Here is a 24231-nt window from a genome sequence, read left to right as displayed (position 1 = left end):
ACTTGGCGGAGGCCTGGAGAAGAAGTACCGGCCCATGCTGTCGTACACCTGCGAATAGGTGTTGCCATTGATGAACGCCGAATTGCCGTTCACCTGGGTCGTGACCAGCGGCGGATCCTTGTCGAAGACGTTGTTCACGCCGCCGCTCAGGGTCAGCCAATCGCTGACCTGGTAGGAAGCCGAGAAGTCGAAGTAATCGTAGGCGTCGATCGTGTTCAGGCCAGTGATACCGGTGCCATGCAGCGTGGCGTTGCTGCTGGAGCGTTCCCACTGGGCGCTGCTGATGTGGCGCCAGTTGACCGACATGGTCGCATCCCAAGGGGTTTCCCAGGTCATGCGGACCTTATGGCGCCAAACGGGCAGCGGGGTGGAGCAGGTGGCGCCGTAGTAACCCGCGCAATCGTACCCATCAGAGCCCGGCAGGGCCTGCGTCACGAAATCGATCAGATAGGTACCCGTGAAGTTGAAGTTCAGGGCGCCCAGCTTTTCGATGCCGAGATCAGCCAGATCCAGGCGGTAGTTCGTGTTGAAGTCGATGCCCGACGTCTCTTCGCTACCGGTGTTCTGGTTGGTGTTGGTGACGTAACCGCTGGTGCCCAGCCACAGGGAGCCTGTTGCCGACCGCTTGATCAGCGGGCAGTAGAAGCTGGTGTTCACGCCCTGCAAGCAGTTGGTCATGATCAGATCGGCGCCGATACCACTGATCAGGCCGTCGATCTTGATGTTGAAGTAGTCAGCCGACAAGGTCAGGTCCGGCAGGAAGGTCGGGGTCACCACCGCACCCACGGTCAGGGTGTCGGACGACTCCGGCTTCAGGTTCGGGTTACCACCCTCCAGGTCGTTGTACTGACCGGCCGAGTTGGCGACGATGTGGCCGTACTGCGCGGCGGACACGCCAGTGTTGGCGCACTGCGCGGCCGAGGCGCTCGGGGCTGCGCCGGCGCAGGGATCGTCGGACAGGCCCAGCGCCACGCCCGACGGCGTGAACAGCTCGACCACGTTCGGCGCGCGGACGGCGTGGTTGAAGCCGGCGCGGAAGCGGACGTCCGAGGTCGGGGCCCACTCACCGCCCACCTTGTAGGTGTCGGTCTTGCCAGAGGTGCTGTAGTCGGAATAGCGGTAACCGCCTTCCAGGTTCAGGTCCTTAATGAAGGGCTTGTCCTGGACCAGCGGAATCTTGACTTCCATGAAGGCTTCACGGACGTCATAGGCACCCGCCACACCGTGGGTCGGACCACCCTGGCCCGCCAAGTCGCCGCTGTCGAATTCCTGGTCGACCTTCAGGGTCAGCTCTTCGCGACGGTACTCGGTACCGAAGGCGATACCGACGCCATGGCTGGCGAGCGGGCTCTGCAGGCCATAACGGCCCAGGTCGCCGCTAATTGAGGCGTTGACCACGTCCTGGACGGTCGAGCCTTCCTTGAAGCCCGGGGTCTGCAGGTAGGCCAGCGAGGCGGGATCGATCCCGGCGTTGGTGTTGAAGACGTTGTAGGGCACGCAGCCGGCGTCGCGGGCGGCCGAGTTGGCGCAGATCAGCTTGCCGCTGCTGTCGGTCGTCGCGTTCAGGGCCTCGGCCGTGCGGGCCAGCGAGAAGTCGTTCTTGTAGGTTTCCGACAGGATGACGGTGCTGCGCTGGGCGGACACGTCATAGCTCCAGCCGTCCCACAGGTCGCCCTTCAGGCCGACCAGTTCGCGGTAGGAGGTATGGCGCAGGTCGTCGATACGGCCGCCGCCTTCGACGTTACGGCGCAGGATGCTGATATCGGCCGTGCCGGTCTTCGCGGAAATGGCGTTGCCGCACAGCAGTGAGGACTGGCTCGACGACAGCAGCGGGCTGTCGCAGGCGATGGTGAATTCCTGACCGAAGATGCCCGACGGGGCGATCTGCGCGACCGTGTGGTCGTCGTGGAACATGAATTCGGTGTAGACTTGAACGTGCGGGTTGAAGTCGTAGTGGCCGAAGAAGCCCGCAGAGTAACGCTGGTCAGGGCGCTGGTAGTAATTGTACGGCGCGTAGTTGAACGCGTAGGCGGAGCTGTAGTCCTTCAGCCCGGTGCCGCTGACGATATAATCGCCGCTGTTCGGGCTGGTGGGATCGATGTTGTTGTCGACGATCTGCGCGGGCGCCGTGGTGCCGGAACCACCGCAACTAAGGGCGCCCTTGGCCGAGACGCTGATGGCGCAGGCGCTGTAGTCACGCTTGTCCTGAGTGACGGCCATCGTCTTGCGGTAATCCGCATACACGGTGACGTTGCCCTTGCCGTCCTGGGTGTTCACGCCCAGCACGCCGGAGTAGGTGCGGGTGAAGCCGTCGGTGACGTCATCCTCGGGCAGGCCGAAGTTGCGCGCCTTGACGGCGTTCTGGAACTTCGTGGCGTTGTTGTTGTGTTGATAGAAGCTGTAGCTGACGTCAGCCTTGGCGCCTTCGAAATTGTCGTCCATCACGAAGTTGACGACGCCGGCGACGGCGTCGGCGCCGTACACGGCCGAGGCGCCGCCGGTCAGGATGTCAACGCGCTTCACCAGGGCTTCGGGGATTTCGTTCAGGTCGGCGGCCGGGTTCAACGGCGAACCGGCCGGCATACGGTGGCCGTTGACCAGCACCAGGGTGCGAGAGGCACCGAGGTCGCGCAGGTTGACGGTGGCCGTACCGGTCGAACCGTTGGAGATCATGCTGCCCTGGCCGGCGAAGGCCTGGGGCAGGTTGTTGATGACGTCTTCGATGCGCGTGGCACCCTGCAGCTTAATTTCCTCGCTGCCGACGCTGGTGACCGGGCTGATGCCGGCGGACGAGTCCGTCTTAATGCGCGAACCCGTGATGACGATTTCCTGCAGGTCGTCGGCCGCCGCAGCGGCGTAGGCCGTCGTCGACATCGTGAGGGCGCACACGCCAAGGGCGGCGCCCGTCAGCAGCGACTGACGGATCCTGCTCTCAAATCCCTTCATGTAGTCCATCTCCATTCGGATTGGTTGTTCCCCGTTCGGCGCCACCTGGGGCCTTATTCCCGGCCTCCGGCGGCAGCACCCCAGTCCGCCTCTGCCCAGCGTTCTGTTTGGCTTGGGAGCAAGTTTTCCGATCACGTTAGCAATGCGTCAACGATCCAAGGGGGCGGCCCGCTCATTCCGTGCATGTCTGTAGCTTTTTGGTTACACTTAAGCGATAAACTTGCGCCAAAATTGTTGAAATTGGACAAAAATAACCGCTCGGCAGAATGAGCTGTCTGCAACAGTTATGTTGCAAATGGAAAATCAAACGGTAACAGCGGAAAAAAGCATCATTGCGCAGGTCGCCGTTGGTGGCTAGGGGCCTGTCCGCCATGAGAGTGCCGAATCAGTAGGCAGACCCCAACACTGCACAAGGAGCGGGCGGTGACGCCCCACGGACGAAGCGCCAAACAAAAAGGGCGGCCCGAAGGCCGCCCTTTCCGCATCCGGGCCCGGCGCCGCGAGAGGCGCCGGGTGAAGGATGATGATCAGAACGTGGTGCGGATGGTGCCCATGAAGGTACGCGGGGCGCCGACCTGGTAGAACGGCAGGCTGCTCTTGCCGGCCACCGTGGCGATCGAGGTCGAGGAAGAGATCGTGTTCAGGTAGCGGCGGTCGAACAGGTTGTTCACGTTGAACTGCAGGTAGCTGCCGTGGAAGCCACCCATGTCCGGCAGGTCCAGGCGGGCCTCGAAGTTGGCGACGAAGAACGGGGTGGTCCATTCGTCGTTCACGTCGGTGGCGGCGCGGGTGCCGGTGTACTTGCCTTCGATGGAGGCCGACAGGATGTCCAGCGGCTTGTATTCGACGCGGCCGGCGGCCATCCATTCCGGCGTGTCCACCAGCTGTTTGCCGGCGGTCTTGTAGGTGTAGCCCGCCGGGCCCGCCAGGTCGTTCTTCACCTCGGAGTGGGTGTAGCTGCCCGAGGCGTAGAGGTTCACCTGGTCGGTGACGGTGAAGCCGGCCTCGACCGAGGCGCCGTACAGGTCGACGCGGCCGAGGCTGCGGTCGATGGTGTTGTTGGCGTCGTTCGGATCCAGGGCGGACACGATGCGGTTGATGTAGCGGGTGTACCAGCCGCTGACCGAGGTCATCAGCCAGTTGGTCTGGAAGCGCTCACCCAGTTCGAAGTTGTAAGTCTTCTCGGGGTCGACCACGCCCGTCGTGCGGATCACGCCGTACAGGTTGTCGGTGCGCGGCGCCGAGTAGCCTTCCGAGAACTGGAAGTAGACTTGGTGTTCCGGCGTGATCTGGTAGACGACGCCCAGGCTGGGCAGCGGCTCGCTGAAGTCCTTCGTGCTGGAACCCGGCGTGCCGAACAGGTTGGTCGTCGGGACGGTGCCGCTGGTGCAGTACTGGTTGCTGCTCACCGTCGAGTTGCCGCTGCCCAGCGGGGCGGCGGTGTAGGTGTAGCAGTACTGGTTCAGCTCACGATGGAAGTAGGGCAGGCGCAGGGCCGGCACCACAGTCAGCTTCTGATCGAAGGCCTTGTAGACGTATTCCAGCGACGCCTGGTTCAGCTCGGCGATGGAGTAACGGTTGCGGGCTTCCAGCTGCGTGCCATCGGCGGCCAGGACCTTACCGGAATACTTGCCGCCGAACACATCCAGCGGGGTGCCGTCGGCGCCGATGTAGCTGAAGTCACCGGTCTGGCGGTGGCGGCCGTAGTCCAGGGTGTAGCCGACGCGCAGGCGGTTGTTGTCGTCGATGTCCCAGATCAGGGAGGAGGTGACGCCGCTGCGGAAGGTGTTGGTGTTGCTGGGGGAGTACAGCAGCACGGTGTCCAGGATGTCGCCGTCGCCGTTCAGGTCCACGCCCTTGGCGGTCTTGCTGCTGCCGATCAGCCGCAGGTCCGTTTCCTTGATTGACGTGGTGCCGCCACCGTTGGCCAGCGTGTACTGGAAGTACGGGTCGACCGTCAGCATGATGTCGTCGGCCAGGTGGAAGCGCGACTGGCCGCGGATGTTGCCCGTGTTCGACGGGTTGACGCGCACGGCATAGAAGTTGCTGTCAGTGCTGGGGACCGTGTCGGCCTTGTTTGCCACCGCGGTCTGCGGAACCCAGGTGTTGTTGTAGTCGGCGAAGTAGTTCGAGGCGAACGTCGCGCGGCTGTTGGTCTGGTACGAGTTGTTGCGGTTCTCGTTGTAATGGGCCGCCACGGAGATGAAGTCGCCACCCCCGAGGTCTTCATAGATGCGGGTGTTGAACTGCTTCTTCTTCAGCTCACCGGGGCCCTTGAACTTGTCATAGTCCTGGTAGGACGCCGCCAGGAAGGCCGAGGTGCGGTTGCCGGGGCCGAAGTCGCCGGTGTCCAGCACCGAGAAGACGCGCTTGTAGTTGTTGCTGCCGAAGCTCAGCTTGCCTTCCATGCCCAGCTCGTCCAGCGGCTTGCGGGTCTGGACGTTGATGGTGCCGCCGGTGGCGGACGCGGTCGGGCTGTCGACGTCGGTGGTGCCGATGTTGACGGTGGCGCGGTTGATCAGCTCCTCGTCAATCATCTGGTTGGAATAGATGGCGTAGTTGCCGGTGTCGTTCAGCGGGATGCCGTCGAAGGTCAGCGAGACGCGGTTGCCGTCGAAGCCACGGATGCGGATGTTGCCGCCGGAGGAGCCGTAGGCGTCGGAGTTGGTGAAGTTCACGCCCGGCAGCAGGTTCAGGCCGGCCAGCACGCTCTGGCCCGCGGTCTGCGTGGCCAGGTATTCCTGCGTCACGGTCGACTTGGACTTCGGCGCGGTCTCAGCCTGGATCAGGCCGCTGATGGACGGCTGCTTGCGGGCGCCGGTGATGACGATCTCATCCATTTCGGAGGCGGTGGACTGCGCCAGCGCCGGAACGGTCCAGGCGGCCGCGGTGGCCAGCGCCAGGGCACCCGTGCCCAGCTTGAGGAAAGTGGCGTAACGGCGCGTCGGCGCCTTTGCGCGATAAACCTTGTTCATCGATTGCCCCCAGATTTGGATCGGTCGTCGTTCGGTCAGCCATGCACCCGCTTGGCGCGCCCGCTCGTTCAGTCAGGTGTGACTGCGTCGGGCGCTTTCTTCTCTCCTTCGTATTACAACAACATTACAGAGGCCCGGCCTTCTTGCAGATGCGTCGCCAAAACACGCGGATTTCCCCTGATGTGTGACCGCCAAAGCACATGTCGCGACGCCTCCGCGACAAAGTGCAGCGCAGCTTTTTCGCGCAGAAACGTGGAAAATTCTCAATATTTTCAGATAGATGAATATTGACGCACATGCGCTTGCCCGCTGTGGCCGCGCCAGTGTTGCAGAATGATGAAATCTTGACCTGTTGATCAGGAAATCGAGCGAATCAGGCGGCGTCGAATCACCGCCCGCGCAAAGTTACCGACCATTTGCAAAAGTGTTCGGCGACGGATCGGAAACACGGCGGCCGGGGGAGCCGGCTTCTACCCCCCAATCGCCGGCCCACGGATGGTCCGCCGCGCTTGGCGGGGCAGACGCACGGCCCTAATATGGCTGACGCCCCACCTGCATGGGCCAGGTGGGACCCAGGGGTTTTACGGTTCGTTTTGGACGCGGGGGCACGGGGCATGCGGCGCGTGGATGGTGAGGGGTGATGCGGCTTCCGGGACTGCGCAGCAGGTTGCTGCTGCTGCTGGTGGCCGTCATCGGCGCCATGGCCGCGCTGATGGTGGTGGAAGGCCAGTCCCGCCGCCAGGCGGCCGTCAACGCCGCCCGTTCCCATGTCCGCATCCTGACCCAGGTGGCGGAGGAGGAGCACCGCGTCCTGGTCGAACAGCTGGGCCACCTGGTCGAGACGGTGGCCTTGCAGGAGGTGGACCTCGCGACCGGTGACTGCGCCGACGACCTGGCCCGCCTGAAGGCGGCGGAGCCGTGGATCGCCAACGTCTTCCTTTCCCGTCCGGATGGCAGCACGCTCTGCGCGTCCACCGCCGCCGCCGGCGCGCTCAACGTCAGCGACCGCCCGTACTTCCAGGAGGCGCTGCGCACGGGCCGTGCCACCCTCAGCGACTATATGATCGGCCGTACCTCCCGTGCCCCCATATTGGCGATGGCGCGGCCCATCCTGGGGCCGGACGGGCAGGTCAAGGCGGTGGCGCGCGCCAGCATGCGGCTTAACTGGGCCGGCAGGCTGGCGGCGATGGCGGCGGACATGCCCAACGGCCTGTTCGCCATCATCGACGGCCAGGGCGAGGTGCTGGTGCGTTTCCCCGCGCCGGCGCAGCCGATGGCGGATGAGCCGGCCGAGGGCCAAGCCGCCGTGCCGACGCTGAACCCGGCCCTGGTGGCCGAGCTGTTCGCCCAGCCCACCGGCTCGCTGCTGTCGGACGGCCTGGACGGTGTGCCGCGCATCATCGGCTTCGGTACCCTGCAGGGCGTCAACGCCCGGGTCGTCGTCAGCCTGCCCCGGGCCGAGGCTGTGGGCGAGGCGGACGAGGATTTCTGGCGCAGCATGATGGGTCTGGCCGCCGTTGCCGCCGTCGCCCTGCTGTTCGGCGTTTTCGGGGTGGAAACCTCGGTCATGGGTCGCCTGACCACCCTGACGCGGGTGGTGGAGCGCATCGGCCGGGGAGAGCGCGGCGTGCGGGCGCCGGAACGGGCGGGCGATGCGGAATTCGGGGTGCTGGCCCGGGCCATCAACACCATGGCCCACAACCTGGAGCGGGGGGCGGCCGACCTGGCGGAGCGCGAGGTGCGCTTCCGCGACCTGATCGACGTGTCCACCGACTGGTATTGGGAGGCGGACGCGGAGCGGCGGCTGACCTACGTCTCCCCGGGGGTGCGCGCCATTGGCCTGGATCCCTTGCGCATGGTGGGGGAAAGGCACACCAGCAGCCTGACGCCCACGCCGGAGACGGCGGCGGCCCTTGCCGGCGGCGCCGACAAGCAGGAGTTCCGCGAGCTGCGCTATGTCGTCAGCCATCCCAGCGGCCGGCGCTATCATGTCGTGCTGTCCGGCCGTCCGCTCTATGACGTGGACGGCACCATCCGCGGCTGGCGCGGCGCGGGGCGCGATATCACCCCCCTGGTGGAGGCCCGCCACGCGCTGGAGGAGAGCGAGGCGCGTTTCCGCCTGCTGGCGGACCGGGCCAGCGACATCATCGTGCTCACCCGGCCGGACGGCACCCGCCTCTACGTCTCCCCCTCGGTGGAGCGCATCCTCGGGTATGGCGTGGCGGAGTTCACCAACCTGCCGCTGAGCCAATTGCGCCACCCCGAAGACCATGCCATCGACGCCACCATCGCCGCGCTGTCGGCGGCGGCCTTGCGGGCGGGGCCGGCGCTGGTTGGCGGCGGGACGGACGCCACCCTTGACGGGTCGGGCGTCGCCGCCCGCTTCCGCCTGCGGCACAAGGATGGGCGCTGGATCTGGCTGGAGGCCATCATCTCGCTCACGCGGGGCGATGACGGCACGCCCTTGCTGATCTCCGCCTCCCGCGACGTCACCGAACGGGTGCGGCAGGAGGAGGAACTGCGCGCCGCCCGCGACACCCTGGCGGTGGCGGCGTCGGAACTGGAACAGGCGCGCCGCGCGGCCGAGGATGCCAACGCCGCCAAGTCCGCCTTCCTGACCTCCACCAGCCATGAAATCCGCACGCCGCTGAACGGCATCATCGGGGCGATCCAACTGCTGGCGGCGGAACCGCTGGCGCCCTTGCAGCGCGACTTGGCCGTCATCATCCGCGACAGCGCCCAGACCCTGCTGCTGCTGGTGGACGACCTTCTGGACCTGTCGAAGCTGGAAGCCGGCCGGGTGGATCTGGTCGACACGGATTTCCAGCTGGCGGCGGTGATGACGGAGGCCGCCCGCCTGATGGAAGGCCAGGCGCGGGCCAAGGGGCTGGCGCTGCGCACCCGCATCGCGCCCGAGGCGGCGGCCACCTTCCGCGGCGACGCCCGCCGCCTGCGCCAGCTGCTGCTGAACCTGTTGGGCAACGCGGTGAAATTCACCGACAAGGGTGAAATCCAATTGACCGCCGAGGTGTTCGACGCGTCCGCCACCGCCGGCGGAGGGGAGGCGGCGCGCGACGTGCGGGTGGTGCTGACCGTGCGGGACACCGGCATCGGCATGACGGCGGACCAGCGGGCCCGCCTGTTCAACCGTTTCGTCCAGGGCGATGACAGCATCGGGCAACGCTACGGCGGCAGCGGCCTGGGCTTGTCCATCTGCCGGGAGCTGGTGACCCTGATGGGCGGCACCATCACGCTGGACAGCACACCGGGCGCCGGCAGCACCTTCACCATCGAGCTGACGCTGCCCCGCCTGCCGGGGCGGGTGGCCACGCCGGCGGTGGCTCAGCCCCTGTCGGCGGCCGGCCGGCGCGGATCCGGCCGCCGCGTGCTGGTGGTGGAGGACAACAGCATCAACGCCCGCCTGACGGAAATGATGTTGCGCACCGAAGGGTATGAGGTCGTCCTGGCCAGCGACGGGGCCGCCGGTGCCACGGCGGCCCTGGGCCAGCCCCCGGTGGACCTGGTGCTGATGGACATCCAGATGGCGGGCCTGGACGGGCTGGACGCCACCCGCCGCATCCGCGCGGGTGAGCCGCCCGGCCGCCGTGTGCCGGTCATCGCCATGACCGCCAACGCCATGGTGGGCATGCGGGAGGAATATCTGGCCGCCGGCATGGACGACTATGTCTCCAAACCCTTCGACCAGGGGCGCTTCCTGGATCTGGTCGCCCGCTGGACGGGTGGGGCCGCCGCCCCGACCGCCGACGGGGCGGAACCGGCGCCGGGCGCCATGACAGGCCCCAGCGACGGCTACCCCATGGCCGACCAGCCCCTGTTCGATGGCGAGCCGCTGGCCAAGCTGGTGGACCTGGCGGGGCGCGAGGGCACGGTGGACATGGTGCGGGAATTCGTCAGCTTCGGCCAGGCGCGCATCGCCCGCACCGCCGGCCTGGTGGCCGCCGGCAACCTGCCGGAGGCGCGGCGCGAGGCGCACAGCCTGATCTCCACCGTGGGCAACCTGGGACTGCGCCGCCTGCAACATCTGGCGCAGTCCCTGGAACAGGCCTGCATCGCCGAGGATGCCGAAGAGGCGCGTGTGCTGATGGCCGCCATCGTCGGCGTGGCCCCGGCCTCCTGGGCCGCGCTCGCCCGCCACTACCCCGTGCCTATCGCGGCGGCTTAGTTTTTTTTGCCCTCGAATGCCGGGCGCGGGCATCCGCCCGTTAGAGCGGAACGCGATCAGGTGGAATCACCTGATCGTGTAAATCCGCTCTATCATGAACAGGTTAAGAGCGGGATGCGATCACAAGTGATCGCATCCCGCTCTAGGCTTCCTCGTATCCCGCTCTGGTCGCTACGCTCCAATCCACCTGATCTCCGGACCGGCGTGAGGCCGCCTCACGCCGTAGGCCCCGACCGGGGCCGCCACAGTTTTGCGGGGAACGGAGTGGACCGCAAAACGAGGATAGCCAAGTCCCCGACTGGGGCCGCCGGCGCCTGAGGAACAAATAAACTAAGCGCTGCCGATCAGGATGCCGGTGGCGAACACCAGCAGGCCGCCGATGATGACCTGGAAGGCGGCGGCCAGGAAGGTGGTGTCCATGTAGCGGTTGCGGATCCAGGAGATGACGCCCAACTCCACCGCCACCACGGCGCCGGCCACCGCCGTGGCCGTCCAGAAATGGGGGATCAGGTAAGGCAGGGTGTGCCCCAGGCCGCCCACGGCGGTCATGACGCCGCAGACCAGGCCGCGCAGCCAGGGACTGCCCCGGCCGGTCAGGCTGCCGTCGTCGGACAGGGCCTCGGCGAAGCCCATGCTGATGCCGGCGCCCACGGCGGCCGCGACGCCCACCAGGAAGGTCTGCCAGGTGTCATGGGTGGCGAAGGCGGCGGCGAACAGCGGCGCCAAGGTGGAAACCGACCCGTCCATCAATCCCGCCAGGCCCGGCTGCACCACCTGCAGCACGAACAGGCGGCGCTCCGACGCGTGCTCTTGGTCCCGCACCTCGGGCGTGATCAGGCGGGATTCCAGCGCCTCCGCCCGGGCCTCGTGGCGGCGCTCCTCATCCGCCAGGTCGCCCAGCAACTGGCGCACCGCCGCGTCGGTGGAGCGGCGGGCGGCACGGGTGTAGAAGCGCTTGGTCTCCGCCTCCATCAGTTCCGCCTGCTGGCGCACCGTCTCCAGCGCCAGGGGCCGCATCAGCCACACCGGCTTGCGCTGCACGAAGCCGCGCACGTCCTGGCGGCGGATCAGGGGGATGTGCTCGCCAAAGCGCTTCCGGTACAGCTCGATCAGGCGGTGGCGGTGCCCATTCTCCTCCGCCGCCATGGTGGTGAAGACCTTGGCGCTTTCCGGGAAGTTCTCACGCAGGCCCGTGGCGAACTCGTCATAGATGCGGGCGTCCTCCTCCTCCAGCGATACGGCCAGCGCCAGCAGCTCCTGCTCGGTGAGGGCGGAGAAGTCCTTCATGGGGAATGCCTTGATCAAAGCGGGAAGGGAACGTTGGGCAGGAAGACTAGACAAGTCATGGCCCCCGTCAACCCGCCGTGTGATCGGATGCCACAAAATTCCCAAGTAATAATAATGAGTTGCGCTTGCTGCTCCGGTCCGGTGCCATGGCGTGCCGGCATGGGCTCCCTGCGCGCGATCCCCCTGACCAGTCCGGGCCGTTCACGCTAAACTCTCGGCCCAGACATCGTCTTTGAGGAAGTGCCGGCATGTTGAACTGGCAGACCCTTTCGGCCTTCGCCGTCACCTGCTTCTTCCTATCGGCCACGCCGGGCCCCAACATGTTGTTCGCCATGGGTGTCGGCCTGCGCCACGGCGTGCGCGCGGCGGCGTGGGCGGGGGCGGGCATGTGCCTGGCGCTGGGCGCCATGGCCGGCCTGTCGGCCATCGGCATGGCCGCCCTGCTGCAGGCCTCCTCCACCGCCTTCATGGTCGTGAAGGTGCTGGGCGTGGCCTATCTGCTGTACCTGGGTGTCCAGGCCTGGCGCGCCAACCCGCAGGAGACGCTACGGGCCGAGACGGACGCGGAGCGGCGGGGCGAGGCGGTGCGGCCGGCCGACACCCGCGCCCACCGGCTGCTGCTGCGGGGATTCCTGGTGTGCGGATCCAACCCGAAGGCGCTGATCTTCATGGCCGCCTTTTTCCCCCAGTTCATCGACGCGGCCCTGCCGTTGACGGCGCAGCTGGTGCTGCTGACCGTGCTGATGGTGGTGATCGAATTCGGCTGGATCCTGACCTACGCCATCGGTGGCCAGACCCTGGCCAGCCGGCTGCAGACACCCAAGGCCGCGCGCCAGTTGAATCGCCTGACGGGTGGGCTGCTGATCGGTGCCGGCGGCATCCTCGCCTTGATGCGCTGACCGCGACGACGCCGGTCCGTATAAGGGACGGCGTCGTTCAGGCCGGTGCGCTGATCAAGCTGATTTCGGCGCCGCGCGATCCGCCGTACAGTGTGCGGGATCGGCGATCCTTTCCCCGGCCCCATGCCATGGGGCCTCATGTCCTGGGGTGTCATGCGTCCGCGTTTCCCGTCCGTCCCCGTTCTCGCCGCCGGCCTGGTGGTGACCCTGCTGTCCGGCTGCGCCTTCTTTGAAGGTGACGACAGCCCGCCTGCCGTCCAGGCGCCGTCCTCCCCCGGGCTGCTGTCCCGCCTGGCCCCGATGCCTGGGCCCGCCCCGCAGGCGTCGGCCGCCGAAACGTTGGCCCCCCAGGCCAAGTCCCCGGCAGCCCGCACAGCGGTGACACGAGACGCAGACGGCCAAGGCGCCTGACACCATCATTCCGGGCGTCCAGGGCCAGGCCACCCCTCTGGCGGCGATCAACACCCTGCCCATCGACGGCCACATCAACCCGCCGGTGGATCCGCCCGATGCCCAGCGGCTGATGGTCCAGCACCGATGCGGAGATGGAGGGCAAGAACGGCAAGGGCCCCACGCCGGAGAACATGGCCTCCGCCCTCGCCCTGTTCGACAAGCGGTTGCCCGGGGCAGCCTGAAGGCCCGCGAGGCCTTGGCGGTCTATTATTACTACGGCCGGGGCACGGCCAAGGATCCGCAACGGGCGGCCGAGGTGGTGAAGCCCGCGGCCGAGGCCGGCCTGGGCATGGCCGCCCTGATCTACGGCCAGCTGCACAATACCGGTGCCATCCCCGGCGGCGCGGACGAGGCGCAGTACTGGTACAACGTTGCCCGGCGCGCGGGCTGCGCGCCGTGTGTCTCCAGCCACCAGGAATTCCTGAACAGCATCGAGGCCAAGCTGAACCTGCCGGCCAGCAAAGGCCAGGGCGACCTGATCAGCGACCCCATCGTCCTGCAGGGTGTCGCGGACGATGCCGCCGGCGTGAAGCGGGAATATACCGTGCTGGGCATCCTCTACCCCGGCTGGAAGCGGGTGGAGCAACGCCTGCTGACGGAAAACGGCCGGCGGTACGATCAACTGACGCTGGAGAACAGCCACCAGCGCCGGGTCCACGTGTATTTCGACGTCACCGATTGGCTGGATCCCGCTCGTAAGGCGCCCGGCGCCAAGTCGTGATCAGGGGTCACTGGATCAGGAGTCAGGCGCCGTTCCCCAGGCACGGCGCAGGGCTTGGCCACAGGCCATGCTGGCCAGGTAGGCCTTGGGCGCCATGACCTCCCGCGCGATCAGGCCATAGGTGCGGCGGTCGGCGGTGATCCAGGGATAGAAGCCCATCATGCCCGGGCTGCTGAAGGCGCCATCGCCGCCGGGGTCGTCCTCCACCCAGTGGTTCAGGCTGTAATGCCAGGCCTGGGGCAGGGCGGGCGTCTGGATGGCGGGGCAGTCCGGCCCCTGGGTGCAAACGGGATCGCTGCCCAGCAGGTCGTGGATGCGCAGGCGGCCCGCCACAACCTTGCGCAGGAAGGCGCCGTAGGCGCCCGGGCTGGCCTTCAGGCCGCCGGCCACCCGGGGGGCGGCATAATCCAGGTGCAGTTCCGGCCCCAGGACGCGCCGCACCTCCGCCGCCAGGCCGTAGCGGTCCAGGTCGCCCAGGCCCAGGGCGGTCGCCAGGTGCTGGTCATGGCCACCGTTGTAGCTGAACCGGCCCCGGTGATCGGCGTTCAGCACGCCGTTGTCGCGCCGGTCCAGGCAGGCGGCCACGGTGTGGGCGCCGAAGCAGGCCAGCGGGTTGAAATTGTCATAGCCCGACCGCATGCGCAGCGCGTCCAGCTGCTCCGGCGTAAGCTGACCACCGGTGCGCTCCACCACATACGCCGCGAACACGAACTTGCTGGCCGACGCCACCTGAAGCGAGCGGTTGGCGCTATAGCGCTCTCCCCGGCGGCCACTGGCCAGGACACCCGTACCGTCCCCGATTTCCCAATAGAAATCGCCCAGGTCGCGGCAGGCGGCGTCACCATTGGCCACCGCCGCCACGGCCGTCTTGCGCCGGGAAAGGCTGCGATGGGGGTTCCCGTTGATGAACGCCTGGTTGAGGGCCGCTTGGATCAAGGCGGCGTCCGCCGTGGTTCCTGACGCCGTGGTTCCTGACGGTGTCTGGCATCGCGCGCCGACGGCGGTCAGCAGGGCGGCGCCTAAAAGGCACAGCCCCCGGGCGGCCGTACGCCGCGCGGTCCTCGCTCCCCTCCTTTGCCGTTCCGCACGCACGTTCACGAACCATACCCGTTGCCAACAGGCGGCGATGATATCAGCCGCCCCTGGCGGGGGGTATGGACGGGGCCGGTACTGTCGTCTTTGTCGCAGGCCCGCGAGGGGGTGATGGACTTCCGGAAAAAGGGGAAGACCGGCATGCGCTGAGGCCTGCCGGTCTTCCATTCCGCCCCATTCAGGGCGCTTCCTCCCTCCCGGAGAAAACTTAGGCGCCGGCTTCCATCAAGCGGTCGTAGGCCGGCAAGGTCAGGAATTCGGCGAAACGGTGCTGGAACACCAGCTCGGAGAACAGGCGGGCGGCCTCCTCATGCCGGCTGTGGGCCAGCGCCACCTCGCCCACCCGGCCGATCCAGGCGGCCAGTTCCTCCTCAATTATGCGCTCCACCAGGGTGTGGTCGACGACGCGGCCGTCGTCCAGCCGGGCGCCGTGGCGCAGCCACTGCCATACCTGGGCGCGGCTGATTTCCGCCGTAGCCGCGTCCTCCATCAGGTTGAACAGGGGCACGCAGCCCTGGCCGCGCAGCCAGGCCTCGATATAGCCGATGCCCACCGCCACGTTCTGCCGCAGACCGACCTCGGTGCGCGGGCCGCTGGGGATGGCCAGCAGATCCTCCGCCGTCACCCGCACGTCGTGGCAGGTGGCATGGATCTGGTTGGGGGTGCGCATCAGGTCGTCGAACACCGCACGCGCGACCGGCACCAGCGCCGGGTGGGCCACCCAGGTGCCGTCGTGGCCGTTGCGGGCCTCCCGCTCCTTGTCCGCACGCACCTGGGCGAAGGCGCGGTCGTTGGCGATGGGGTCGTCCTTCACCGGGATGTAGGCCGCCATGCCGCCGATGGCGGGCGCCCCCCGGCGATGACAGGTCTTCACCGCCAAGCGGGAGTAGGCGTTCAGGAAGGCCTTGTCCATCGTCACCGCCGCCCGGTCGGGCAACATGGCGTTGGGGTCGTTGCGGAACTTCTTGATGAAGCTGAAAATGTAGTCCCAGCGGCCGCAGTTCAGGCCGGCGGAATGGCAGCGCAACTCATACAGGATCTCGTCCATCTCGAAGGCCGCCAGGATGCTTTCGATCAGAACCGTGGCCTTGATGGTGCCCGGCGCCATGCCAAGGCAGTCCTGCGCATGGAGGAAGACGTCGTTCCACAGCCGCGCCTCGGCCCGGCCCTCGATCTTGGGCAGGTAGAAGTAAGGGCCGCTGCCGCGGGCCAGCAGTTCCTCGGCATTGTGGAAGAAGTAGAGGCCGAAATCGAACAGGGCGGCGGACACCGGCCGGCCGTCGATCAGCACATGCTTTTCCTCCAGGTGCCAGCCGCGCGGACGGACCATCAGCACGGCGACCTTGTCGTTCAGGGCGTAGTGCTTGGCCGTTACCGGGTCGGTGTAGGAAATGGTGCGGCGGATGGCGTCGCGCAGGTTGACTTGACCGTCCATCAGGTTGGACCAGGTCGGGGCGTTGCTGTCCTCGAAATCGGCCATGAACACCTGAGCGCCGGAATTCAGCGCGTTGATGATCATCTTGCGCTCCACCGGCCCGGTGATTTCCACCCGGCGGTCCCGCAGGTCGGCCGGCTGTGGCTCGACCGTCCATTCCTCGTGCCGGGCATAGCCGCAGGCGGGATTGAAGGCCGGCTTCTCACCCGCGTCCAGGCGGGCCTGGCGCTCCACCCGCTTCTCCAGCAGATAGCGGCGGCGCCAGCCGAAGCGGCGTTCCAGGTCGGCCACGAAGGCGAGGGCGGCGGGGGTCAGGAGGGCGTCATAGCCGGGCTTGGACGCGGCGCGGATCTCGATGCGGCCTGCCGGGGCGTCCGGGGACAGGCGGGGGGCCGGGGGGGCGAGCAGTGCGTCAGGCATGATACCTCTCCCTTGAGATCAGGCGGTCCGTGGCAGGAGGGACCCTGGAGGCGGTGTGTGGGGGGGGAAAGGGTCNGTGNCNNNACNCTCCANCGTCNTTTACCCCCGCCGCCGCACCCTTCCCGGGACGGGATGGCAAAAGCCACCCCGGCCGATCTCGATGACGCGTTGGAAATTTTGAATGGAACCGGAAGGGAAACCGGGCGGCGGCGGGACGCTCCAGCGTCGTTTACTCCTGCCGCCGCCCGAAAGGGGGTTCCAGGCGAACGGTGCGTCGGCCTTCCCTGGGAACACCCTATTGCGGATCACCCGTTCCGGGTGACGGAGCCGATCAGTGGAACTGGTCGGTCTCGGTCGAGTCCTTCATGGCGGTGGTGCTGCTGGTGCCGCCGGAAATCGCCAGGGACACGGCGTCGAAGTAGCCGGTGCCCACCTCGCGCTGGTGCTTCACCGCGGTGAAGCCCTGCTCGACGGCGGCGAACTCCTTCTGCTGCAGCTCGGAGAAGGCGGCCATGCCGCGCTCCTTGTAACCGCGCGCCAGCTCGAAGGTGGCGTAGTTCAGCGAGTGGAAGCCCGCCAGGGTGATGAACTGGAACTTGTAGCCCATGGCGCCCAGTTCCTGCTGGAAGCGGGCGATGGTCGCCTCGTCCAGGTTGGCGCGCCAGTTGAAGCTGGGCGAGCAATTGTAGGCCAGCAGCTTGCCGGGGAACTGCTTGTGCACGGCCTCGGCGAAGCGGCGGGCGTCGTCCAGGTTGGGCTTGGACGTTTCCCACCACAACAGGTCGGCATAGGGCGCATAGGCCAGGCCGCGGGCGATGCAGTAGTCGACACCCATGCCTTTGCGGATGCGGAAGAAGCCTTCCGGCGTGCGGTCGTTGCGGTCGATGAAGGGATGGTCGCGCTCATCCACGTCGGACGTGATCAGCTGCGCGCTTTCGGCGTCGGTGCGGGCCACCACCAGGGTGCTGGTGCCGCTGACGTCGGCGCCCAGGCGGGCGGCGTTCAGGATGCGGATGAACTGTTGGATGGGGATCAGCACCTTGCCGCCCAGATGACCGCATTTCTTTTCCGACGCCAGCTGGTCCTCGAAGTGGACGGCGGCGGCACCGGCCTCGATCATGGACTTCATCAGTTCATGGGCGTTCAGCGGGCCGCCGAAGCCGGCCTCGGCGTCAGCAACGATGGGCACCATCCAGTTGATGCTGTCCTTGCCCTCGGAATGATGGATCTGGTCGGCGCGCAGCAGGGCGTTGTTGATGCGCTTCACGACGGACGGCACGGAATTGGCCGGATACAGGCTCTGGTCCGGGTACATCTGGCCCGCCAGGTTGGCGTCGGCCGCGACCTGCCAGCCGGACAGGTAGATCGCCTCCAGGCCGGCCTTGGCCATCTGCACGGCCTGGTTGCCGGTGAAGGCGCCCAGGCTGTGGACGTAGGGGCGGGTGTGCAGCAGCTCCCACAGCCGGCGGGCGCCCAGCTCCGCCAGGGTGTATTCGATCTTCACCGTGCCGGACAGACGCTTCACGTCTTCCTCGGTGTAGTCGCGCTTCACGCCGTCGAAGCGGCGGGCATGCAACGCCTTCAGGTCGGAGGGGGTGATGCCGTTATCCAGCGGAGCCATGTTCGCCTAATCCTTTCTCTACAAACACTTTAGGGCGCCTTGGTGGGTGGACCTTTTCGGTTCCGGTCGCCCTGGGTGATGGTCTGGTGACCGTTCCGTCCGCCGTGTTCCGCACTGCGTCCGTCGCGTTCACTGCACTGCGTTAGACTTGGCGATTTGGTAAATTGGATCAATAAGTCTTTGATTGAAAAGTGGTAATGATGTAATCTCTTGTAATGCAGGTAAGTGAAAACTTGTAAAGTTTGTAAATCCACTTACCCCTTCCGGCGCAGTGCGGAAGGGATGGGAACAAAGTGGTGGACCAAGATCCGGGGCCGTATCCCCGGAAGGGGAGAGGCCGGCGATGGCGGCGGAAAAGAAGGCGATGCTGGGCCACAAGGTGCGCCGGCTGCGTCGCGACCTGCACCTGACCCAGGCGCAGATGGCGGAGATGCTGGCCATCTCCCCCTCCTACCTGAACCTGATCGAGGGTAACCAGCGGCCGCTGACCGTGGCCCTGCTGCTGAAGATCGGCCAGACCTTCGACGTGGACCTGGCCACCTTCGCCGAGGATGACGAGGTGCGGCTGGTGGCGGGCCTGCGTGAGGTGTTCGCCGACCCGCTGTTCGACCACAACGACATCAAGAACCAGGACATGAAGGAACTGGCGGCCGTGGCGCCCGGCCTGGGCCAGGCGGTCGTCACCCTCTATCGCGCCTACCGGGAGGCGCGGGAGGATGTGCAGGCGCTGGCGGAAAAGGTGGATGACCGCGACCGCCAGCATCCCCAGGCGGCGGGCCAGCAGTTCGCCCAGGACGAGGTGGGGGAGTTCTTCCAGGACCAGAACAACCATTTCCCGGAGCTGGAGCTGGCGGCGGAAACGCTGTGGTTCGACGCCGACCTGGACTCGGCGGACCTCTATGGCTCCCTAGCCCGCTTCATGCAGAAGGCCCACGGCCTGACGGTCAAGCTGATGCCGGTGGAAGTGATGGGGGAGACGGTGCGCCGCTACGACCGCCATTCCAAGCGGGTGCTGATCTCCGAAATGCTGCCGCCGGCGGGCCGCACCTTCCAGCTGGCGGTGCAGGTGGCCCTGATGCGCCACCGCGACCTGCTGACCGCCACGGTGGCGAAAGGCGGCATGGCCAGCGACGATTCGCGCCAGCTGGCCCGCATCGTCCTGGCGGGCTATTTCGCGGCGGCCGTCATGATGCCTTACGGCCGCTTCCTGGAGGCGGCGAAGTCGGCGCGGTACGACATCGAGGTGCTGATGCACCGCTTCGTCGCCAGCTTCGAGCAGGTGTGCCACCGCCTGACGACCTTGCAGCGGCCGGGGGCCAAGGGCATCCCCTTCTTCCTGGTGCGGGTGGATCCGGCCGGCAACATCTCCAAGCGGTTCAGCGCCGTGCCCGGTTTCCACATGGCGCGCTTCGGCGGCGGTTGCCCCCGCTGGACCGTGCACCAGGCTTTCCGCAACCCGGGCCAGATCCTGACCCAGCTGATGCGCATGCCGGATGGCACCAACTATTTCGCCATCGCCCGCACCCTCAGCCGGGCGGGCGGCTGGAAAAGCGTACCGCGCCAGTTCGCCCTCAGCCTGGGGTGCGAGGCGACGCAGGCGCACCAGCTGATCTACGCCGACGGCATGGACCTGGCGGGGGTGGCGGAAGCGGGGGGAAGGGCGACGCCGGTGGGCACCAACTGCCGCCTGTGCCCGCGCCTGGACTGCACCCAGCGTGCTTTCCCGCCGTTGAACCACCGCCTGGTGGTGGATGAGAACATCCGCGGCCTGTCCAGCTACATCGGCCCACCCACCGGCTGAGGGGCGATGGTTGAGTCTTTGGGGGAAGGGGGGGATGATGAGGGGTTTCAGACGGATGGCTCAGTTCGCGGTGCTCGCGCTGTGCCTGATGGGTTGCTCGACCCCGGTGCCGAGCACAGCGCCCGGTGGACCGCCCCAGACGATGGCTGGGCCGACCTACCCCGTTTTTCTGGCCCGGCGTGCCAGGATGGAGGCGGTGCGGCTGTCACCTGATGGCCAGTTGCTGCTGACCGCCGGTGATCCCGTGGCCCACGTGTGGCGGATTTCCAACGGAGAGGAGGTGCGCCGCTTCGTCGGCCATACCGCCACGGTGCACAGCGTGGCCTTCAGTGCGGATGGATCCCGTGTCTTGACGGCGAGCGCCGATGGCACGGCTCGGCTGTGGGACATGGCCTCCGGACGTCAGATTATGTCATATATCGGCCATGAGGGTGCGGTGCGTGACGCCGCCCTATCCCCCGATGGCACCCGCGTCCTGACCGGCGGGCAGGATGGCACGGTGCGTCTTTGGGATGTGGAGACCGGTCGGCAGGACCTGGTCTTCGCTGGCCATGCGGGGGGTACGCTGGCCGTCGCGTTCGCCGCCGATGGTCAAACCATGCTGACCGGCGGCGTCGACGGAAGGGCGCGGTTATGGAATGTCGCGAATGGCCGGCTGATGCGGCAGTTCGTCGGTCATGCGGCGGCGGTGGCGGCGGTGGCCTTGTCGCCGGATGGGCGGTTGGCGCTGACAGGGGCCGATGACGGAACCGATCGGCTTTGGGATATCGCCACTGGGCATGAGGTGCGTCAGATGAAAAGGGACGCAGCCGGCCAGCCGGGTGTGGCGTTTTCCCCTGATGGGCAATTTCTGCTGATGTCTTTGCGGGCCGGGGCGTTGCGGCAGCAAGCAGTCGCGGCGGGCGGGATTCATAAGGAATATAGCTACATCCAGGAATCGTTGACCAGTGTGGCGTATTCCCAGGACGGGCGCTTCGTCGCCGCAGGTAGCGATAGCGGCCGGGCGCTGGTGTGGGATACCGCCAGGCGGAACATATCTAAAACATTCGTCGGCCAAAGCAGTGGCAGTATTTGGACCGTGGCGTTTTCTCCGGATGGCCGCCCCCTGGCCAAGGGGCGCTGGGATCATACCTTCCGCTTAAGTCCAGAGGCGGGGGAGCGGTTGGAGGATGGGAAGGACGGACTGGCCAGCGTCGCCTTGGATCCGGTGGAGCGCGGCGTGGTGGCTGGCTATGCTGATGGAACCTTCCGCATGTGGGACTGGATGGACGGTGGTTCGGCGGTGCGACGCCAGATGGCCAGCCCGGGCGGTGTGGTCAGCCTGGCCATGTCGCCCAGGGGCCGGTCCTTGCTGGTCGGCGGTGCCGACGGGACAGTGACGCTGTGGGGGCGTGAAGAGGTGGCCTTGCGCCGCTTTGTCGGGCATAGCGGAAGCGTGCCGGCCTTAGCTTTCGCGCCGGACGGCGGCCGTATCCTGACGGGCGGGACTGATGGGACGGTGCGGCTTTGGGACCTGACGACGGGTGCGGAATTGATGCGCCTGATGGGGCATAAGGGGGCCATCTACAGCGTGGCTCTATCGCCTGATGGACACCAGGCGCTGACCGGTGGTCAGGATGGGACGGTGCGGTTATGGGATCTGGCCACAGGGCGTGAAGTGCAGCGCCTGCGCGGCCCGGACGGGATCATCACCTGTGTCGCCTTTTCCGCCAATGGCGGTCGCATTCTGGCAGGGCGGCCCGACGATCGCATGGATGTCTGGGACGCGGCGACTGGAGCAGCCGTGGCCGCGGAAAAAGGACTGCGCATGGAAGCCCATACCGTCTCCTTTCTGCCGGGAAAAGTGGTGGCTTATGGCGCCGGTGTTGTGACCGACCTGCCCGATGTGGTCGAGGCCCCGCTACAGCCGCCTCCGGGCTGAGGGCAGCTATTCCTCCCCCACCCCATACCGTTGGACAGTTGCCGCCCATCGCCGCGCGCGTCAGGGTGCGCCCGGTTGTGGGGGTGGGATGTCGGACATGCGCAGGTTGGTTTGGGGTATGGCGATCGGTGCCGTGGCCGGGGTGTCGGCGGCCACCTTCGCCGATACGCCCTCCGGGCTGAAGCCCATGGCCTTCCTGGCCGGCCACTGCTGGACGGGCGCCTTCCCCGGCAGTCCGCGCACCGACACCCACTGCTTCCAGTGGCTGTATGAGGGCAAGGCCCTGCGCGACGTCCACACGGTGCGCAGCCCCGGCCAGCCGGATTACGTGGGGGAAACCACCTACTTCTGGGATCCGGCGGCCAAGCGGGTGGACTACCTCTACATCGAGAACCAGGGCGGGGTCAGCCGCGGCACGGTGACCCCCGACGGCGACGCCTTGGTGTTCCCCGCCACCCAGTACGTGGCGGACGGCCAGACCATGACCTACCGCGTACGCTGGACGCCCGTCGGCGCGGACGCCTACGAGGCGTGGAGCGAGGCCCAGACCAAGGACGGCTGGTCCACCATGTTCAAGCTGGTGCTGACGCGCCAGCCCTGATCTCCCAATTTATATCGGATTCGAAAGATGGCGGTCGGGCAAGCGGTGTCTCTTGCCGGCGCCCGGGCCGTGGTCGGCGGCGGTCTGCGCTGGGGCTTTCCGGCGCGCGGATTTCCATGGCGGCGATCACGTGATCCCGGTGGCGGTGGATGGGGCCGGCGTCTGATCAGTTCAATATCTTCTGAAGGAACACCAGGTCCAGCCATCGGTCGAACTTGCGCCCCACCTGCGGCAGGCGGCCAGTCTCCTGGAAGCCGAAGCGCTGGTGCAGGCGGATGCTGGTCAGGTTGCTGGCCTCGATCCCGGCGACCATGACGTGCAGGCGGGCGGCCTCCGCCCGGGCCAGCAGGGCCGACAGCAGGGCGGTGCCCACGCCCCGTCCCCGCGCCGTCTCATCCACGTACAGCGAATTCTCCACCGTGTGCCGATAGCCGCTGCGGGCACGGAATTCGCCGTAGGTGGCGAAGCCCAGCGCGTCGGCTGGCGGGGCGTCGGGGCCGGGCGTGGCCACCAGCACCGGCTGGCCCTTGGCCTGCCTGTCCGCCAGCCAGGCCGCCCGTTCGGCCACCGTCGTCTGCTCCAGGCTCCAGATCGCGGTGGTGTGCGCGATGGCGGCGTTCAGGATGGCCACGATTCGCGGCACGTCGGCCAGGGTGGCGTCACGGATATGGATTCCCGGCGGAACCGGGGACGGATGCGGTGGCGGCATTGGCGCTCGGCTCAGGCTTTGGTGGCAACGGCTAGGACACATGAATGCCGCCGCTTTGGCAATGGCCGTTGCCGTGCCGGGGCCGGGACGGATACCGTCATCCTGCCGGCCCCGGCAGGATGGGCCGGCCATCAACAAGATGACCGTAAGACCGGATGGGCTGAGCCAGAGGGGCGGAGAGGGTACGTGATGACGGAACGGATGGGGGGCATGCGCCGCCTGGTGGCGGCGGCGTTGCTGTCGACGGGGTTGGCCGGCGGTGCGATGGGGGCCGCAGCGGCCGAAACGCCGGCGCGTGACGCGGTGATCTATGCCGGCGCGCTGATCGATGGCGTCACCTTCACGCCGCGCCGCCAGGTCACCATCGTGGTGCAGGCGGGCAAGGTCACGGCGGTGGAGGCGGGCTATGTCGCCCATCCCGGCGTTCCGGTCATCGACCTGAAGGACCAGACGGTGCTGCCCGGCCTGATCGACTGCCATGTCCACATCTCCGCCAAGCTGCCCAGCCAGGCCAACGCGGTGGAAGACATGATGACCCACACCGCCGTGGACGCGGTGCTGGATGGCGCCATCTTCGCCCGCGCCCTGCTGCTGCAGGGCTTCACCAGCGCCCGCGACGTGGGCGGCGGGGACGAGACGGTGTCGCTGCGCAACGCCATCGATGCCGGCAAGGTGCCCGGTCCCCGGCTGTGGGTGTCGCTGGAACCGCTGGGCCCCACCGGTGGCCATGGCGACCCGTCCAACGGCTTCGATTCGCGGCTGCACCATCCCGACTGGCAGAACGGCATCGTCGACACGCCGGACATGGCCCGCCTGAGGGTGCGCGAACATCACAAGCGTGGCGCCACCGTCATCAAGATCATGCCATCCGGCGGCATCGCCAGCACGGGCGACGACCCCCGCGCCCAACTGATGACGAATGAGGAGATCAAGGCCGCCATCGATACGGCGCACAGCCTGGGCCTGAAGGTCGCGGCCCACACCTACCCGTCGCAGGCCATCATCAACACCGTGAATGCCGGGGTGGATTCCATCGAGCACGGCTCCTTTCGCGAATGCGAGGCGGTGAAAGCCATGAAGGCCCACGGCACCTATCTGGGTGCGACGCTGACCGTCTACGACGTCTTCATGAAGGCGGCGCAGGAACATCCCGAGCTGCTGCCCCCG

Annotated in this window: 15 protein-coding genes; 8 read left to right on the top strand and 7 right to left on the bottom strand. The window is 67.1% G+C overall.

Annotated elements, in window-relative coordinates; translation table 11 throughout:
- Positions 1-2946 (bottom strand): TonB-dependent receptor domain-containing protein (locus I55_RS15720; protein WP_252181170.1); only part of this gene is annotated, 2946 nt, incomplete at its 3' end.
- Positions 2947-3473: 527 nt separating this feature from the next.
- On the bottom strand, positions 3474-5921 hold the full coding sequence (locus I55_RS15715; protein ID WP_049974179.1) for a TonB-dependent receptor: 2448 nt from the start codon (positions 5919-5921) through the stop codon (positions 3474-3476).
- A gap of 640 nt (positions 5922-6561) precedes the next feature.
- Between I55_RS15715 and I55_RS15710 the strand changes: the two genes are divergently transcribed.
- Positions 6562-10104, top strand: coding sequence for a PAS domain S-box protein (locus tag I55_RS15710; protein ID WP_044561524.1), 3543 nt, complete (start codon positions 6562-6564; stop codon positions 10102-10104).
- Between the two features lie 330 nt (positions 10105-10434).
- Here the strand turns inward: I55_RS15710 and mbfA are convergent, their stop codons facing one another.
- Positions 10435-11391, bottom strand: a complete 957-nt coding sequence (mbfA, locus tag I55_RS15705; RefSeq protein WP_044561523.1) for an iron exporter MbfA — start codon at positions 11389-11391, stop codon at positions 10435-10437.
- A gap of 248 nt (positions 11392-11639) precedes the next feature.
- Between mbfA and I55_RS15700 the strand changes: the two genes are divergently transcribed.
- The 3 genes from I55_RS15700 (at position 11640) to I55_RS15690 (ending at position 13464) form a co-directional block, all read left to right on the top strand.
- A complete protein-coding gene (locus I55_RS15700; protein ID WP_044561522.1) occupies positions 11640-12290 on the top strand; it encodes a LysE family translocator in 651 nt (216 codons plus the stop codon).
- Positions 12291-12443: 153 nt separating this feature from the next.
- Positions 12444-12701 carry a hypothetical protein gene (locus I55_RS15695; protein ID WP_148293768.1) on the top strand — a complete coding sequence of 86 codons (258 nt, stop codon included), beginning with the start codon at positions 12444-12446 and terminating at the stop codon, positions 12699-12701.
- A gap of 238 nt (positions 12702-12939) precedes the next feature.
- The gene (locus I55_RS15690; protein WP_044561520.1) at positions 12940-13464 is read left to right on the top strand and encodes a sel1 repeat family protein; all 525 of its coding nucleotides are present in this window, start codon (positions 12940-12942) and stop codon (positions 13462-13464) included.
- A 15-nt stretch (positions 13465-13479) separates the two neighbouring features.
- On the opposite strand, the gene I55_RS39070 is transcribed toward I55_RS15690, so the two are convergent.
- From I55_RS39070 to aceA, 3 genes are all read right to left on the bottom strand, one after another.
- Positions 13480-14400, bottom strand: coding sequence for a hypothetical protein (locus tag I55_RS39070; protein ID WP_049974178.1), 921 nt, complete (start codon positions 14398-14400; stop codon positions 13480-13482).
- Positions 14401-14764: 364 nt separating this feature from the next.
- Positions 14765-16411: a malate synthase A gene (aceB, locus tag I55_RS15680; protein ID WP_044561519.1), complete on the bottom strand. Its 1647-nt coding sequence runs from the start codon at positions 16409-16411 to the stop codon at positions 14765-14767.
- Positions 16412-16742: 331 nt separating this feature from the next.
- Complete coding sequence (aceA, locus tag I55_RS15675) at positions 16743-18032, bottom strand: isocitrate lyase (protein ID WP_044561518.1); 1290 nt, start codon at positions 18030-18032, stop codon at positions 16743-16745.
- Between the two features lie 343 nt (positions 18033-18375).
- On the opposite strand from aceA, the gene I55_RS15670 reads away from it, so the two are divergent.
- The 3 genes from I55_RS15670 (at position 18376) to I55_RS15660 (ending at position 22355) form a co-directional block, all read left to right on the top strand.
- Entirely contained in the window at positions 18376-19833 is a 1458-nt protein-coding gene (locus I55_RS15670; protein WP_044561517.1) for a short-chain fatty acyl-CoA regulator family protein, read from the top strand.
- A 196-nt stretch (positions 19834-20029) separates the two neighbouring features.
- Positions 20030-21754: a WD40 repeat domain-containing protein gene (locus I55_RS15665; RefSeq protein ID WP_159107211.1), complete on the top strand. Its 1725-nt coding sequence runs from the start codon at positions 20030-20032 to the stop codon at positions 21752-21754.
- A 97-nt stretch (positions 21755-21851) separates the two neighbouring features.
- Entirely contained in the window at positions 21852-22355 is a 504-nt protein-coding gene (locus I55_RS15660) for a DUF1579 domain-containing protein (RefSeq protein ID WP_044561527.1), read from the top strand.
- A 166-nt stretch (positions 22356-22521) separates the two neighbouring features.
- On the opposite strand, the gene I55_RS15655 is transcribed toward I55_RS15660, so the two are convergent.
- Positions 22522-23064, bottom strand: coding sequence for a GNAT family N-acetyltransferase (locus I55_RS15655; protein WP_199902611.1), 543 nt, complete (start codon positions 23062-23064; stop codon positions 22522-22524).
- A gap of 189 nt (positions 23065-23253) precedes the next feature.
- On the opposite strand from I55_RS15655, the gene I55_RS15650 reads away from it, so the two are divergent.
- On the top strand, positions 23254-24231 hold a 978-nt coding region (locus tag I55_RS15650), incomplete at its 3' end, for an amidohydrolase family protein (protein ID WP_252181169.1).

This window comes from Azospirillum sp. B4 (assembly GCF_000333275.1).
Taxonomy (GTDB): Bacteria; Pseudomonadota; Alphaproteobacteria; order Azospirillales; family Azospirillaceae; genus Nitrospirillum.
This window is presented reverse-complemented; position numbering and strand designations above follow the sequence as displayed.